Here is a 14597-nt window from a genome sequence, read left to right as displayed (position 1 = left end):
TGGTCAGCTCCAAAGAAGATTCTACCTTTGGTGTATGTCACCGCGTTGGGAACCAAACCCTGATGTCCGTACCGGACGTCACGTCGCTTACCACCTGCATGCTCACTTGGTGTTTGTCACCAAATATCGGCGCGATGTCTTCGATGACACCATGCTCAAGCGCTGCGAAGAGATCATGCGGGAGGTCTGCACCAGCTTCGAAGTGGAACTGCGCGAGTTCAACGGCGAAGCCGACCACGTCCACCTGCTCGTGCACTACCCGCCGAAGATCGCCCTGTCCAAGCTGATCAACAGCCTCAAGGGCGTCAGCTCCCGCTACCTGCGGGCCGAGTACACCGGCCGGCTACACCGCATCGGGATGGGCTCGGTGTTCTGGTCGCGCTCCTACTTCTCCGGCTCTTGCGGCGGTGCACCACTGACCGTGATCCGTCAGTACATCGAAAGCCAGAAGCGGCCTGTCTGACCGTAAAAACAGAGACGAAGTCAACTCAGGCGCCGCGTGCCTCCGGGACGAGGACGCGTTTCCCTCCCTGGCTGAAGCCGGGGGTACCCACGCAAGATCAGGGATGATCTGCGGCGGACACACTTTTGTCGTGCTTGGCGAGGAGTGTCACTGAAGTGCTGCAACAGTGCTGGTTCTGGTCGCTGGGCAGGCTTTCAGGGGCTGTGGCCTCGTCGTTCGTAGTGGCTGACGCAGGCTTGGTGTCGGCGTCTGCGACACCATGTCGACCGGTGCAAGATGTGGTTGCCTTGATCGCCTATCCCGGCGAACCCGCGTGGCCGAAGCGCTAGCGGATTCGACAGCCGCTCGCACCCCAGGGCGGTCCAGGAGGTCAGGACAGCACGTCGCGGCCACCGTCGGAGAGCCCGCCAGATCCCATGAACAGGTCAAAAACAACTGGTCGTTACAACTAAGGTGACCCTCCAGGTGTCCAGAAGGTGAACCGGCGGACGGAAAAAGCCACCGCCGTCCTGCTTTTTCCTGTCCCTGGAGGAGATTCCGTGGTGCGTGCACGATTCCGCCGAACGGCAACCCTGGCCACCGCCGTGCTCGGCATGACCGTCCCCGCACTGTCCGCCTCCGTCGCGCACGCCGACGCCTCCGGTGTGCAGCTGGTGGTCTCGACGCTCCCGACCCCGGCCCTCGAGCCGGGCGGGACGTACGACAAGAGCGTCACCCTCACCAACACCGGCACGGAGGCCGCGCACGGCGTCCTCTTCCAGGTGCGGCTGACCCGGGGGCTCGGCTTCACCGACCACACCGAGGGGTGCACCTATTCGACCGACGCCGACCAGGTGGGTCAGGCACGGTGCAGGCTGGACACCGTCGTCGAACCGGGAGCCTCCCTCACCGTGCCCGTACGGTTCAAGGGGCTCGCCAAGGGCCTCATGGAGTCCGTCGAGTACGGCACCGGCCCCACGGGAGATGTACCGGGCAAGGAGGGGTACGGCGACAGCTATCACCGTATGCCTCTGACGGTGGACAGTTCGGCCGACCTCGTGGCGGTCGGGGACCGGGCGAAGGGCCGGCGCGGGCACACCGTCACCGTCACGGCCGCCCTGCGCAACGACGGACCCGGCTGGATCCACAACACGCAGAGCGACGACCAGCCGGGCCTGATGGTGCACGTTCCGGCCGGTACCACCGCCGTCCAGGTCCCGCAGGAGTGCGCCCCCTTCGGGATCGACTCGCCGACCGGTCCGTCGGAGCCAGGGCACCCCGTCTACGTGTGCTGGCACGACGACAACCTCATCGAGGTCGGCCAGACGCTCCGTTACACCTTCGTCCTCAAGGTCGGCGGCAAGGCGCACGACACCGAGGGAGAGGTCCGGGCGAGTTCCGTCTACGGCACCCACCAGGACTACGACAAGAACGCGGCGAACGACACGGCCTTTCTCCACGTGGACGTGGCCAAGGACGACGACCCGGGAACGGGCGGCTCGGGCGGCACCACCTCCGGCGGCGGGACAGGACACGGTGGTACGGGTACGGGTACGGGCACGAGCGGCGGTGACAACACCCACGACCCCTCGACGGGCGGCCCCCACACCATGACCGGCTCGACGTCCCCTGCGCCCACCGACAGCCCCACCGGTGACTCGTCCGGCACGAGCCCGCAGGGCAACCTCGCCGCCACGGGCGGCAACGGCACTGCCGAGCTGGCCGGTTCGGCCGCGGCGACGGTCACGGCCGGCGGCACCCTCGTGCTGCTCGCCCGACGCCGCCGCGGCGCCAGGACACGGTGACGTGCGGACGCCCCATCTCAGAGCCGTCTGAATACCAATTCGAGCCCTGTACCTGGTGTGTTGCTGTCGGACGACACCCACCGGTCCGCGGCAGGCTGCTGTACGGCGCGACTGCCATCCTCACGGGCAGCGTGGTGACCACGTGACGAATGCCGGGGCGGTCCGCGCCGTCGGGCTGCTCATCGGGGCATTCGTGCGGGGGCTCACCGGTCAGTTGGTGTACGGCAGCCTTCAACACCCGTGAGCGGATGCGGGTTGCGTCACGTATATCGGGATGGACGGTGAACGAGGGGCCGATGCCCTGCGCGGCAGTGGCGCGGTTCGCAGTCCCGAGCGTCGGGGCGACGGCGCCGCGTTGGGGAGGAGTGGGTTGGGTTGGGGTGGGAGGGCGCGTGCGGTCCGGGGATCGAGCCGGGACGGCAGCCTCTGCAGCAGTGTGATCAGCTTGGTCAGGGGTGGGGGAGAGGGAAGCCATGACGAGTGCGACGACCGACTGGAGAGAGAACTCCGCCTGTGGCAGCGCCGATGCGGATGAGCTGTTCGCGGACAGTCCGCGCCAGAAGCGGGCCAAGCTGATCTGCATGGGGTGTCCGGTGCGCACGGAGTGTCTGGCTGAGGCTCTCGATGAGCGCATCGAGTTCGGTGTGTGGGGCGGCATGACCGAGCGGGAGCGCAGAGTGCTGCTGCGGCGCAAGCCGGACGTCGCCTCCTGGCTCTCTGTACTGGAAGCAGCCCGGGACGGCATGGTGTCCCGGGCCGGCTGAGGACGCGAAGGGCCCACTCGCACGGAACAAGAGGCTGAAGGGTGCGGAATCCCGGACGGGTTTCACGGGTGCTGGTCTTTGAACTGGCGTCCCCTCCGCTCGAGTACGCCAGCGTGCTCGACGGAGCCCCGCGCTGACGAGCGGGTCGGGCAGGGGACGATTCACATGGAGACCTCCGAGGGGCCGGACGCCGCCTACCGGAGTTGGCGGCGCCCGGGTGTGGGGCGGCGCTCCGGTGCGTTGCTAGCCTGTCTGGGGTTCGCCGAGCGGCAGTCCCGAGGCGCGCAGCCATGACTGGCCGGCCGGGCTCCAGGCGACGCGGGAACCGAGGGAAACCCAGACCCCGAACTCACCGGGTGTCGGCTCGGCGTACTGCTCGGCCCAGACGCTGTTCAGACAGAGCTGGACGCCACAGCCTTTGGAATCGGCCAGGCCCCGCCAGCCGCAGTTCCAGCTGACGTTCATGGTCAGAGGCCCGAGTGCGGAGACCATCAGGTCCAGTTCCTCCTCCGTGCAGTCGTCCTCGGGTTCGCTCTCGGGGCCGCCGAAGGGCGGAGTCCTGGCCAGGGAGAGGGACAGACCTTCGGGCAGTGGCCACAGGTCGGCCAGGTCCGGACGGAGCTGCATGTCCGCAAGGAACAGGCAGCTTCGCTCCTCCCGGTCGAACGCGACGCCGCGGCGCTGCAGTTCATCCCGGACGGGTCCGAATCCAGACAGGTCCTGATCCCAGGCGGCCAGCGCGGCGCCGAACGTGCGCACTGCGTGCGCGTACTGCTCGGCTGTGGTGACCAGCTCCAGTTGGGGCCAGGGGATGGTCTGCCAGTCGGACAGTTCGCGCATGATCGCGCGCGCTCGTGACAGCGCGATCGGCGCATCGGGAAAAGGCTCGCGAACCCGATAGAGAATCGACATGGACAAGAGAATTTCCTCTCACAGCGACAGAGGCGGAGGCGCCTGACAGCACGCGAGTTCGGGAGTCGCTCGTAGCTGTACTCCGGCGACTCGCCGAGTGCCGCAGCGCCGATGAGCGGCTCCCCATGTGCCAAACAGGGACGCCGCTTTGGGCATGTGTCCGACTGAGGCGTTCTGCCGGGTCCAGGGATCAGCGGTCGGTGACGGTGGTGTCGACCGCGTCCGGGTCCGCCTGATGCCAGTCACCCGAGGCGATGTCGGCGATGATGCGGCGCCAGCCATCGGTGCGGTGACCGCTGGTCGGAGCGTTGTCGTCGAGCCAGATCTCGGTGCCCACCGGGAGGCTCTCCTCCGGGCCTCCCCGGCCGCCGAGGGCCAGTGTGAACTCCGGGTCGGCTGGGTCGCTGCGGGTGTAGACGAGACCGTCCTTCCGCCACGCCTCCAGGCCGAAGGAGGCCAGCGGGGCGATCCACCACGTGCCCGTGTCGGGGCGAAGCAGCAGGAGGCGGTCGCCGGGCATGGGGACGTCGGTGTCATTCACCCGTGACGCCAGTTCCCTTATTCGCACGGCGGGTTCGACCTGCAGCCCGAGGTTGGTCCGCCGTGAGGCCGTCACGGTGAGCAGGTAGTACGGCACGAGGGCCTCCGGCAGCGCTTGCGTGCGTCATGTCAGCCGTAGCCGATCACGCCGCGATGAGTCGTTCAATCCACGACGGGTAAAGCCGCCATTCGAGCAGGTGGTCCCCAACGGGTCCACCGCTGGCCGAGCGTCGGACCTCACCCCCAGCCTTCCGTCACGGCCGTGTCGGGCCGGGCCAGGCTGAGTGACTCCCGCTCCTGTGAACACCGCCCGTTGCGCTAGCGTGCGACTTCGACTCACGCGTTGAGACGACGTCGCGGCAACTCGTCTACTCAGCCCAGGGGGTTCAGGCATCGGCAGCCCGGTCCTGTCGACCTCGTCGTGGACGGCGGCGCCGGCCAGGTGTGAGCCCCGGGCTCGCGTCGACATGCCTTGACCAGCGGGTTCGTGTGGCTGAAGGTGGCCCTATTGATCGACTGGGGTGGGAACCGTGACGCACGACGAATACGTCGACCGCTGCGAGGAGCTTTTTGCAGTGGGCGGATTCACGCAGGTCCGGAAGCTGGCCGAATCCGGCCTGGAGGAACTCGGGCCCGATCCGGTGCTCTACCGGTGGCTCGGCCTCGCCCACGCGGCGGAGGACGAGGACGACCACGACGCCGAGGCGGAGAAGGCCTACGAGGCCGGGCTCGCACAGTGTCCCGAGGACCTCGGACTGCTCGTCTCCTACCTGGAGTTGTGTCTGCGGGCCGACGAGTGGACGTACCCCGGGCGCAGCGGTCGGGCGACCTCGCTGAAGGAGCGGATCGCCGTGCTGGCGCCGGCGGGTTCGCCCGAGGCGGTACGGGCGCAGGCCGCGCTCGGCTGGGCCGGGCGGGGCTACTGGCAGGACGTACGGGAGAGGACGGGGACCGCGCGGGCCGAGCGGGCGGCTCTGACGTCCCACAGCGCTGATGTCGCGGAAGCGCTGGAGCAGGGCGGCCAGGCGCCCGCGCATCCCGAGGACCTGCGGGCCACCGAGGTGGCGGCCGCGCTGGAACTGCTGGCCGGTCCGTGGCGGGCGCCGCTGCGGCTCATGGTCCGTCATCGGGTGGCCGCGTACGTCGCCACCTTCGTGCTGGCCGTCGCGACCAACAAGGCGCTGGTGCTGAGCGGGACCGTTTCCTACAGCGTGTGGGGTTGGATCTGGTACGCGCCCCTCCTGCTGGCCGACGCGAAGCTCAGGCGGGCCCGGCGGCTGGCCCGGCAGCGGGTCATCGCCGCGATGGAGGCCCGGCACGCCGATACCGCCGCGTCCGCGGGCTAGGTCCCGACGACGGACACCGCAGCCTCGCGTGAGTTGTGGGGCCGCAGGCCGGCCGGCGTAGGACCTGATCGGCTCGTGACACGGCGCCACCCGTCGTACGGTGGAAGCACCGGCAGGTGCGCCTCCGCAGCACCCTGTGGTGGTGTCCGCCCCGTGAGAGGCCGCGTATCACCCTGCGGCTGTTCCCATGCGACGGCTCCGCGGGCGGATGCCGTGGGCGAGCCCTCGCCGAGCGCCGCTCGGCGCCGTTCCCGCACGGTCCACCGCCGGGACCGGGCCGCGTGACCATCCCGGAAAGCGTGACGATCCCGGAAAGCAGGTACGCCCCATGCTCACGTCGCCCCGCGTCGCCGCTGTCCTCACCGGTCTGACACTCGCGCTCGGCACTACGGCTTTCGTCGCCCCCGCCACCCACGCTGACATCCCCGCCTGCACTCAGATGGCAGCACAGGCGGGTGCCGACGCCACCGGCACCGTCACGTCGGCGTGCCACCGTGGCGTGAGCGGCGACCTCCAGGGCTGCGTGAACGGGCTGACCGAGGCCGGAGTGCCGGGCGGCGCTGCGAACGGTGCCTGCCGACTGGCAGCCCACGAACCTCGCTGAACCGCCCGTGGACACTCGCCGTCAAGTGCTGGGGCGCCCTCCGGGGAGCCCTCTCACGTTATGGGGCTGTTGCTGTATGTGCCGCCCGAGCAGTACTCGCCGGCGTACGGTCTGCTGCTCACCGTTCCGCCCCCTTGCTGGCACTGGTCCGGGGTGACGCTGGTGTGGGGCGTGCCGACCTGCGCGGCAGCGGCGCCGGCGAGGCTGAGTCCGGTGAGGGTCGCTGTGGCGATCGCGAGTCCGAGACTTCGGCGGATACGCATGGCGTCTCCCTTCGGGAGCTTCCCCCATTCGGATTACAACCGTTGCCGGTCACGGAAGCGCCCGCGCGTGTTACTACTCCGAACGAGTGAACGTGATCGACTTCGATCGGAGGTCCCGGACGTGCGGTCGCTCCCTCCCGGGTCGGGGCCACGCTCACGGAATGGACCCGCTGCGCAGGCGCACGATCCCGGGGACGGGCGCGCGCACGTGCGCCAACGGGTACCGGCAGTTGAAGGGCACCCGCGCGGTAGCGGGCCTGCTCGGCCGGTCAGGCGTGAGACGGGGGCGGCTTCTCGAAACGGCGGAAGAACCGGCGACTACTCGCTCATCCTGGGGTGCGGCTTCAGATCGCGCCGCCGGCGGACAGAGGTGCTACCCCCTCCCTGCGGATCCGAAGTCGGTCACTACGCTGGTACCCCTTCCGCCCCGCCCAGGGAGCGGCGTGCCACCCGCCTTCGTCCACCGGATCACCAAGTACGACCCTGCCGACCGCGATGAGCGCGGCCACTACACAGGTGCGGAGGACACGGTCAGCGACCACGGGCCTGTCGAAGCGGCGTACCTGGCGGCGGTCGCCGCCTTCGCGGACGCCTCGGGCATCGACCGGCTGGAGATCCGCGAGCCCGCGGTCACCGGTTTCGCCAACTTCGGTGCGGAGCCGCCGGTTGAGGGACACGGCCTCGGTCTGCTGTTCCCTGCCGACCTCACCGGCTACCACGACGGGGCCGAGGTCTCCCTTCCGGTCGCCCTGGAACTGGTCCGGGCCATGCTCCGCGACCAGGGCGTCTGGTGTCGGCTGGAGGCGGGAGGCAGGTTCACCGTGCACGTCGGGTGGGACCAGTACCTGTACGTGGGCAGCGACCGCCCCTGTACGGACGCCGTGGCCCATACACGGGAACTCGGCCTCTTCCCGGAACCCATGGCGGCTTCCCCCTACGCAGCGGAGCTCGAGGAACCCGAAGTCATCCAGGCCGCTGACGAGGACTTCTGGACGCAACTGCACACGGAGCTGGCCTCACGGCAGGCGCTGCTCCTGGAGGAGACCTGCGTCCGCAACGCCGCACGCTGGCACCGCCTTACGCCGGAGAGCCTCGACGCGGTGCGCGCGGGTCTCGGCCCGCGCGCCCTGCTGAGCGCCTGGCCCGACCTGACCTCGGATGTAGACACGGTCCTCACAGGGCTTCCCGAGGAAGGATCCGTGGAGTTCGTCTGGGAGGCACCGGACGGGACGATCAGCCGCGCGATCGTCGACGACACCGACCACCAGCAACTCGCCACCCTGGTGGCCGGCGCACGAGCGGCCCGCGCCCTGCCTTTGCACGTCGCCGAACATCACCCGCTGCTGAGTGCCGTCCTGCCCGACAGCGACGGCGTGCTGCGTGCCCGGTGGTGACCCGGTTCGATTCGTGCGCAGGCTCACCGGCCAGTTGGTACGGCAGCAGTTCGATGCCCGCGACGACTCCGTTCTGGTCGCCTACGACCAGTGTTCCGCCAGCGATCGCCGGAGTGCTGAACGAGTACGCCAGGCTGTGCTGCAGTCGGCCCTGCGGGGTACCGTCCGACAGCTTCACCCCCAGCAGCTTGCCGTCGACCGACTGGGCCCAGGCGACACCGTCGGCGATCACTGCTCCTGCGTTGAAGACGCGCACCGCCAGGTTGGTCTGCCAACGGGTCCTGCCCGTCGCCAGGTCGACCCGGGACATGATGCCGAACTCCGTGGTGAGCAGGGCCGATCCGTCGTCGAGGACGACGGTGGGGGCGTACATCGCGCTGCCGGCCACCGTCCACAGCAGCGCACCGGTCGTGGCGTTCAGCCCCCAGGAACCGGCGACCGAGCCTACGACCACCACACCGTCTCCGGTGGCGACGACGTTGTCCCAGCCGCTGTAGAGGGCCACATGGTTCGCGGTGCCGGTGGCCATCGCGAAGGCCCACAACTGCTCACCGGTGGCCGCGTCGTGGGCCCTTGCGTAGCCGTCGCCCGCGGCGGTGTAGACCCGGTACCCGTCGGACGCGGCCCTGCCCGAGGAGAAGCCGCGTCCGGGAACCGACCAGAGTTCGGCCCCGCTCGCCGCGTCGAGCGCGAACAGGTTCTGCCCGGCGGAGAAGAACACCCCTTCCCGGCCGTGGACTTCGGCCACCAGGGGCGCGCTGAGTACCGGGGCCCCGGCGTCGAAGCGCCACTTCTGCCGCCCGTCGGCGGCCTTCAACGCGTACAGCCGGTGGTCCGCTGAGGGGATGAACAGGGTACGGGCGCCGGCGTCGACCGCGGGCCTGCGGTACACCGGTCCGACCTGCGCGTGCCACAGGCGCTCGTGGGTGTCGCGGGCGCCGGGCCGGATCGCGACCACATCGCCGGTGGTGGAAGCGGCGACCACCACGGGCTTCACGGCGGAGTCGATGAGGGCGATGCCGCCCTGGACCGAGCCCGGCAACTGGTACTGCCAGCGCAGCCGCGGGTCGTCCGCGCCGCGTTCGACCTCGAACCGGGCGGTGTCCTCCCACCAGGACCCGTCCGCCCCGGTGACCTGGAGGCGCAGCCGCTGGGTGCCGGGCACGACGGAGGAGACGTCGACCGAGCCGGTCCAACGGTGGCCCGAACTGGGGGTGAGACTTTTCCATACCGGAGTCGCGGCGCCGCCGAAGACCGTCTGCGGGTAGAGGTCGACGGCAACGGAGGTGGCCCGGGCGTCCTTGTCCAGCCGGACGGTGACCGGGAGTTGACCGCGGTCGACCTTGCCGAGACTGACGGCGTGGGGGCGTTGCGGACGGCCCCGGCCGTCGCCGGCCAGCGGCATGTCGGCCACCGGCGCCTCGGTCTCGGAGCCGTCGGCTGCGATGTTGACCCGGCTGACCCGCAGTGCGGGGGCGCCGTCTCCCGACTCGATCCGCTCGGCCCAGTAGTACAGGGCGCCGTTGCGAACCGCGTTGAGTCCGACCTGGGTGAGGCCGTTGAAACCGCTCACCACTTCCTTGTGGATGTGGCCGGCGAAGATGCCGCGCACGTTGTGGTCCGCGAGGACGTCGAGCACTTCAGGCTGGTCGTCGACGTAGTAGAAGGTGTTGCCCATCGGGAAGTGCTGGAAGAGCACCGTGGGCGTACGGGGACCCAGTCGCTTCAGGTCCGCCTTCAGCCATTCCAGGCCGCCGGGGCCGTAGTGCCCGGGCTCTTGGAGGACCTCGGTGGGGTCGAAGCCGATGAAGTGCACACCGCCCGCGTCGAAGGAGTAGGGCGCGGGGCCGAAGTGGGTACGGTATTCCTCCTTTGCCGACGGGTCCCACCGTACGTCGTGATTACCGGGGGAGTAGTGCATCTTGCCGTGCAGCGCGGTGGGCAGGACCTCGGCGTAGCGGTCGAACTCTTCCGGCCGACCCGTGTCGGTGATGTCCCCGCAGTGCAGGACCAGGTCGGGGTTGCGTGCCGCGATCGACGCCCACACCTGGGTCAGCCACACCGTGGACTGGGGGGAGTCGACGTTGACGTGGGTGTCGGTCACCAGCGCGAAGCGCAGAGGCGCGTCGGGGCGGGCGCCGACCGGTGTCGCGCTCGCCGGGGCGGCTCCCAGTAGGGACGCGAGCCCGGCGGAGGCCAGCGTGCCCCCGGCGAGTCCGAGGAAGCCACGGCGGCCGACGCCTGCGTGGCGGCACGCGTCGTGGGTGGGATCTGACATGTCGATTTCCGATCAAGTGGTCAAGAGTCGCCGAGACTTCGGGATTCGGGTTCAAGGCTCGTCAGATCGCGGAACACCGCACTGGAGATGGATGGTCCATGCATGAAACATTGGGTGGCCGAATGGTGGCCCAGGTCGTGTCCGCGGGCGCGCTCGGGGGAACGGCTGCCTCCGGGAACGGGACCCGCGGCCCCGGCGGGTGCGAAACACAGTCGGGCAGGATGTGCGGGCCGGGGCGGGACTGGTTGAGGCTCGTGAGCGGACGGGCTCGTAGCAGTGCTCGCCGCTGTCGGTACCCCGGTGGTCCCTGCGTCCCGTCCTCCGCCGGAGCGGGGCGCGTGGGCCGGACGCGGCGACGCCGCGGTACGTGGCGGCGGGGAGCCACCAGGTACCGCGGCGCGCGATGACAGTCGCCGCCCAGCCTGCTCAGGACACGTGGACAGAGGCTGTCGCCGTCAGCGGTCCCGTGGAAACCGTGATGTCGGTGGTCCCACGGTGTGCGCCGACCAGGCGCAGCGTGCGCCGGTCCAGAACAGCGACCACGTCGCGACGGCGCAGTGCGGCGGCGAGGGACCGGTCGTCGGCGACGACGGCCAGGTGGGCGCCGCTCCAGAAGACCGTCGCCGGGTAGCGCAGCGGAATGACCAGCCCGCCCATACCGTCGTCGACCGCGGTGGCCGTGATGTCACCGGAGCTGCCCGGCGCCAGAGCACCGGGTACGGTCAGGTTCACCCGGTCCAGCAACGGCCGGACGTCCGCGCGGAACCATCCGAAGCCGCTCGGGTCCGGCCTGTCGGGCGTGACCTTGGCGTCCTTCGGCGCCATGGTGACGAGTGACCAGGCGGAGAACCCTCCGTGGCGGGCGTCACCGTAGGGCGTCTTGCCGACGACCGGGGCGTTGAACTCGAGCAGGCCGTCGACCCGGCGGATGTGCGCGGTGTGCGCGTGGCCGCTGATGAGAGCGACCTGCTTGCCGGTGTGCTGACGGAAGTCGGTCAGCCACTGTTCCAGAAGGGCACCCTCGTTGGGGTCGGACAGCTGGCTGGCGCCGGTCCCGGTGGGGTCGAGCACGGGGTGGTGGAGGGCGACGACCACACTCTTCACGGACCGGTCGTGGGCGGCCTCGTCCAGTTCCTTACGCAGCCAGGGAATCTGGGACCAGTCCGACTGGCGCAGTGAGCCGAGGGTGGAGTTGAGCAGGATGAACCGGGTTCCACGGTGGTCGAAGGACTGCCGGGTGGGCCGGTTGGTGGAGGCGGTGAACTGATCGAGGGTCCCGCCGTTCACGGCGCCGGACTCATGATTGCCGACCGCCCAGTAGAAGGGGATGCTCGCCGGCAGATGCTCTTTCAGCACCTGCTGGAACAGGGCGAAGTCGGCAGGACGGTTCTGGTCGACCCCGTCGCCGGACAGCAGGACGAAGTCGGGCTTGGCGGCCGCGATCTCGTCCAGGGCGCGCGCGGTGTGCCGGTACGCGTAGGACGTGGTGCCACCGTCGGCGTTGACGTGGGTGTCGGACAGTACGGCGAACCGCCATCCCCGCTTGCCGCCGGTGGTCACCTGGTCGGCAGGTTCGACGACGGCCGGGTCGGGCTGGTCGGGAACGTCGGGAACATCGAGGTTCACACCGACACGCGCGTCGAGCAGAGCGAGATCGACCGAACCCGCGGTGCGCAGGGAAGGGTCGGTCTGTACGAGATAGACGCGCTCGATGGTCAACGGCGCCGTGAAACCGGTGGGAATGGCGCCTTCCACCCGCCGCCATCCGGTCCAGTCCACGTTCAGGGCGAAGGTGAGAGGGACATTGGTGTTGCCCTGCGAACGCACCTGCGCGCGCAGCCAGTGCCCCGAGCCGTCGCCGCGGACCCACAGGGACAGGCGCTGGGCGCCGGCCGGAACGGTCAGGGGGGTCTTGGCGACCGCGTAGGCCGCGGACGTACCGAGGGGTTGGCCGGTCATGTCGTAGGACAGACGCAGCCCCTTCTCGCCGGGTACGGCGCCGGGACGGTCGGAGGTGTCGACGGCGGACACGGAGGCCGTCGCCTTCGCCGAGGTCGCGGACCACTGACTCGCGTCGGCGAACGAGTTGATGGGGACGTCGGCCAGGCCGACCGTGGTGGGAAGCCGCAGCACGTGGCCCTGCACGGTCGCCGTGACGACGGTGCCCTTGCCGTCGCCGCCGGGCTGCCCGGTCACTCTGAGGGTGCCGTCGGGCCGGGCGGTCACGGATATGGCGGAGTGGTCGTACTCCAGGCTGATGTCGCGAGGCTCGATCGGGGCGGAGAAGCCCTCGGCGTCGCGTCCGGTGACGGTCACGTCCCGGTAGTCGCCGGGTGACAGGGACAGCGCCTGGACGTCGGCCTCGAGCCGGTCCAGGTCGCCCAGTACACGGACGGGGACCTGCTGGGTCACGCCGCCGCTGCGCGCGTCCAGCGTGCCGCTGCCGGGACGGCCGCCGCGCAGTATCCCGGACTCGTCCGCACGCGCGAGGTTCCCGGGCGCGGTGTGCCAGCGAGCCTCACCGAGCGGTGCGGGGGCCATGGTCTCGTCGTAGCCGGCAGCGCCCACGTCGCGGGACAGGCCGGGGAAGAGGCGGTCGGACCGGAGGCGGACGTCGATGCCGCGCAGTCGCCCGGACCCGGCCGGCGGGACGAGACCCACCGCGTTGGGGACGACGCGCTGCGAGCCGTCGGAGGGGACGTTCGTGACCGAGGCCGCCCGGTCGCCGGGCCGACGCGCCACCAACTGCGAGGAGCCCCCGCCGTCCAGCATGACGGCGTCCACCGCGCCCAGGTCCTTCATGTGCTGGGCGAGTTCGGCCGCGGTCAGTCCGCGGGCCCGGCTGGAGGAGCCGTCGGCGACGTAGAGCAGGAGTTGCCGTCGCGCGGTCCACCCGAGCGCGGTGCGCGGCTTGAGGACGCTGTTGGTGGGTTCACCGGTGTCGATGGGGGCGATTTCGCCGCCGTGGACCAGAACGAGGTGCGCGCCCAGAGCCAGCGAGTAGGGAGAGGGGGCGGAGTTGCGAGCATGGTAGGAAACCTGGATGGGGGTTCCCGGGGCGGTTCCCGCCAAGGCATCGGCGACCTGGCCGGTGGCCAGCAGCAGTTGCGACCCGGCGGGCACCGGCCCGGCGCCGGCGCCCTCGCGGACGGCCACCGCCTTCCCGCCCCGCACCTCGATCTCGACGACGTGGCCCGCGGGTACGGCGTAGTGCCGATCGCCCGAGCCCCAGTCGGAGGTGTACAGGGCGATCGCGTCGGCCGGGACCGATCCCGGGTTGAGCCCGGCCAGATCGCGCGGGGCGCCGTCCACCGTGACGCTGCCCTCGAGCAGAAGATCGGCGATCTGCCCGACACCGTTCTTGTCGAGGCCGACCACCGAAGCCGGGCGGGCGTCGGCCTTGATCAGCTCGCCGTCCCTGACCTCCGGGCCGATGGGCGCGTTGGTGGTGTCGATGGCGAAGAAGTCGCCGTTGGTGGCGGCCACGGCTTTGGCGCGGTCGGCCAGGTTCGTGGGCGTGTCGCGGGTGCTCACGGTCGGGGCGAGCAGCCGGGGCCGGGTCGGGCCGTCGAGGTCGGCGCGCAGCACGTATCCGTCGAGGAACCCGGCGGCGTCCACCGAGCGCTGACGGGTCAAGGTCACTCCGGGCGCGATCCGTTCGGTGTCCGACGCCGTCTGGATCGAGTCCGGGGCACTCCGCGCCGGGCGCCGGTCGGCCGTTGCCGAGGCACCGTCGTCCGGTTGCGGCGGCACGACGGGACCCGACGGTGCACGGACGCCGTCCTCGGCCTCGTCGTCCGGATGTGTCGGAGCATGTTGGACGAGGCCGAGCGGGAGTGCGGGGTGCGCCGACGCGGAGGCGCTCGTGGCCGGCGGAATCAGCAGAGTGGTGAACAGGCCGGCGGCGGCGGCCACGACGGCGACGGGCGCGAGGGGGCGGAGCCGTGATCTGCGCGGGAGGGCGCGGGTGTCCGTGGGCTCCGACCGGCCCACCCCGTCGGAGAGGAACAGGAGTCTTGTCACCCACGTGACACTAGGTCGGGATCTCGGGTGGTGGGTGGGGTGCATGGGAGCCGCTGATGTTCGTGGAGTGAACAGTGGGTGAGCGTCTGCGGTTTACCGCCTGGCGGAAGCCGACTACGGGTAACGACGGTACGGTTGCTCGGTCCGTGCGGTGCCGGGGTCTCGTCCGGGGACGGTCGGAGCCCCCGGGGACGTACCGGAACGGAGGCCGCGGGGCGCCGGTGAC

Annotated in this window: 10 protein-coding genes and 1 pseudogene; 6 read left to right on the top strand and 5 right to left on the bottom strand. The window is 70.3% G+C overall.

Annotated elements, in window-relative coordinates; translation table 11 throughout:
* Nucleotides 1-34: 34 nt before the first annotated feature.
* The 3 genes from tnpA (at nt 35) to OHB41_RS46000 (ending at nt 3011) form a co-directional block, all read left to right on the top strand.
* Nucleotides 35-463 (top strand): IS200/IS605 family transposase, encoded by a 429-nt coding sequence (gene tnpA / locus OHB41_RS46010; protein ID WP_266707694.1) that lies wholly within the window; start codon nt 35-37, stop codon nt 461-463.
* A 539-nt stretch (nt 464-1002) separates the two neighbouring features.
* Nucleotides 1003-2247: a COG1361 family protein gene (locus OHB41_RS46005; RefSeq protein WP_266707692.1), complete on the top strand. Its 1245-nt coding sequence runs from the start codon at nt 1003-1005 to the stop codon at nt 2245-2247.
* 473 nt (nt 2248-2720) lie between these two features.
* The gene (locus OHB41_RS46000; protein WP_266707690.1) at nt 2721-3011 is read left to right on the top strand and encodes a WhiB family transcriptional regulator; all 291 of its coding nucleotides are present in this window, start codon (nt 2721-2723) and stop codon (nt 3009-3011) included.
* Between the two features lie 243 nt (nt 3012-3254).
* Here OHB41_RS46000 and OHB41_RS45995 read toward each other — a convergent pair whose 3' ends face one another.
* Together OHB41_RS45995 and OHB41_RS45990 are read right to left on the bottom strand one after the other, a co-directional pair.
* The gene (locus OHB41_RS45995; protein WP_266707688.1) at nt 3255-3923 is read right to left on the bottom strand and encodes a hypothetical protein; all 669 of its coding nucleotides are present in this window, start codon (nt 3921-3923) and stop codon (nt 3255-3257) included.
* 190 nt (nt 3924-4113) lie between these two features.
* Nucleotides 4114-4560, bottom strand: a complete 447-nt coding sequence (locus OHB41_RS45990; RefSeq protein ID WP_266707686.1) for a hypothetical protein — start codon at nt 4558-4560, stop codon at nt 4114-4116.
* Nucleotides 4561-4993: 433 nt separating this feature from the next.
* Here OHB41_RS45990 and OHB41_RS45985 point away from each other — a divergent pair, with 433 nt between their 5' ends.
* Both OHB41_RS45985 and OHB41_RS45980 read left to right on the top strand, forming a co-directional pair.
* Nucleotides 4994-5809 carry a hypothetical protein gene (locus OHB41_RS45985; RefSeq protein ID WP_266707684.1) on the top strand — a complete coding sequence of 272 codons (816 nt, stop codon included), beginning with the start codon at nt 4994-4996 and terminating at the stop codon, nt 5807-5809.
* A gap of 328 nt (nt 5810-6137) precedes the next feature.
* A complete protein-coding gene (locus tag OHB41_RS45980; RefSeq protein ID WP_266707682.1) occupies nt 6138-6413 on the top strand; it encodes a hypothetical protein in 276 nt (91 codons plus the stop codon).
* 53 nt (nt 6414-6466) lie between these two features.
* Here OHB41_RS45980 and OHB41_RS45975 read toward each other — a convergent pair whose 3' ends face one another.
* A complete protein-coding gene (locus tag OHB41_RS45975; protein ID WP_266707680.1) occupies nt 6467-6676 on the bottom strand; it encodes a hypothetical protein in 210 nt (69 codons plus the stop codon).
* A 443-nt stretch (nt 6677-7119) separates the two neighbouring features.
* Between OHB41_RS45975 and OHB41_RS45970 the strand changes: the two genes are divergently transcribed.
* Complete coding sequence (locus OHB41_RS45970) at nt 7120-8070, top strand: RNA-binding protein (RefSeq protein ID WP_266707678.1); 951 nt, start codon at nt 7120-7122, stop codon at nt 8068-8070.
* 58 nt (nt 8071-8128) lie between these two features.
* On the opposite strand, the pseudogene OHB41_RS45965 reads toward OHB41_RS45970, so the two are convergent.
* A pseudogene (locus OHB41_RS45965) lies at nt 8129-10348 on the bottom strand (BamB-related PQQ repeat family beta-propellar protein); the annotation flags it as partial.
* A 426-nt stretch (nt 10349-10774) separates the two neighbouring features.
* Nucleotides 10775-14371, bottom strand: coding sequence for a phosphodiester glycosidase family protein (locus tag OHB41_RS45960; protein WP_266707676.1), 3597 nt, complete (start codon nt 14369-14371; stop codon nt 10775-10777).
* Between the last annotated feature and the right edge of the window lie 226 nt (nt 14372-14597).

Origin of the sequence: Streptomyces sp. NBC_01571, from assembly GCF_026339875.1 — a bacterium.
GTDB lineage: Bacteria > Actinomycetota > Actinomycetes > Streptomycetales > Streptomycetaceae > Streptomyces.
Note: the sequence above shows the minus strand (reverse complement) of the source record. Positions and strands in the feature narration are given on the sequence as shown.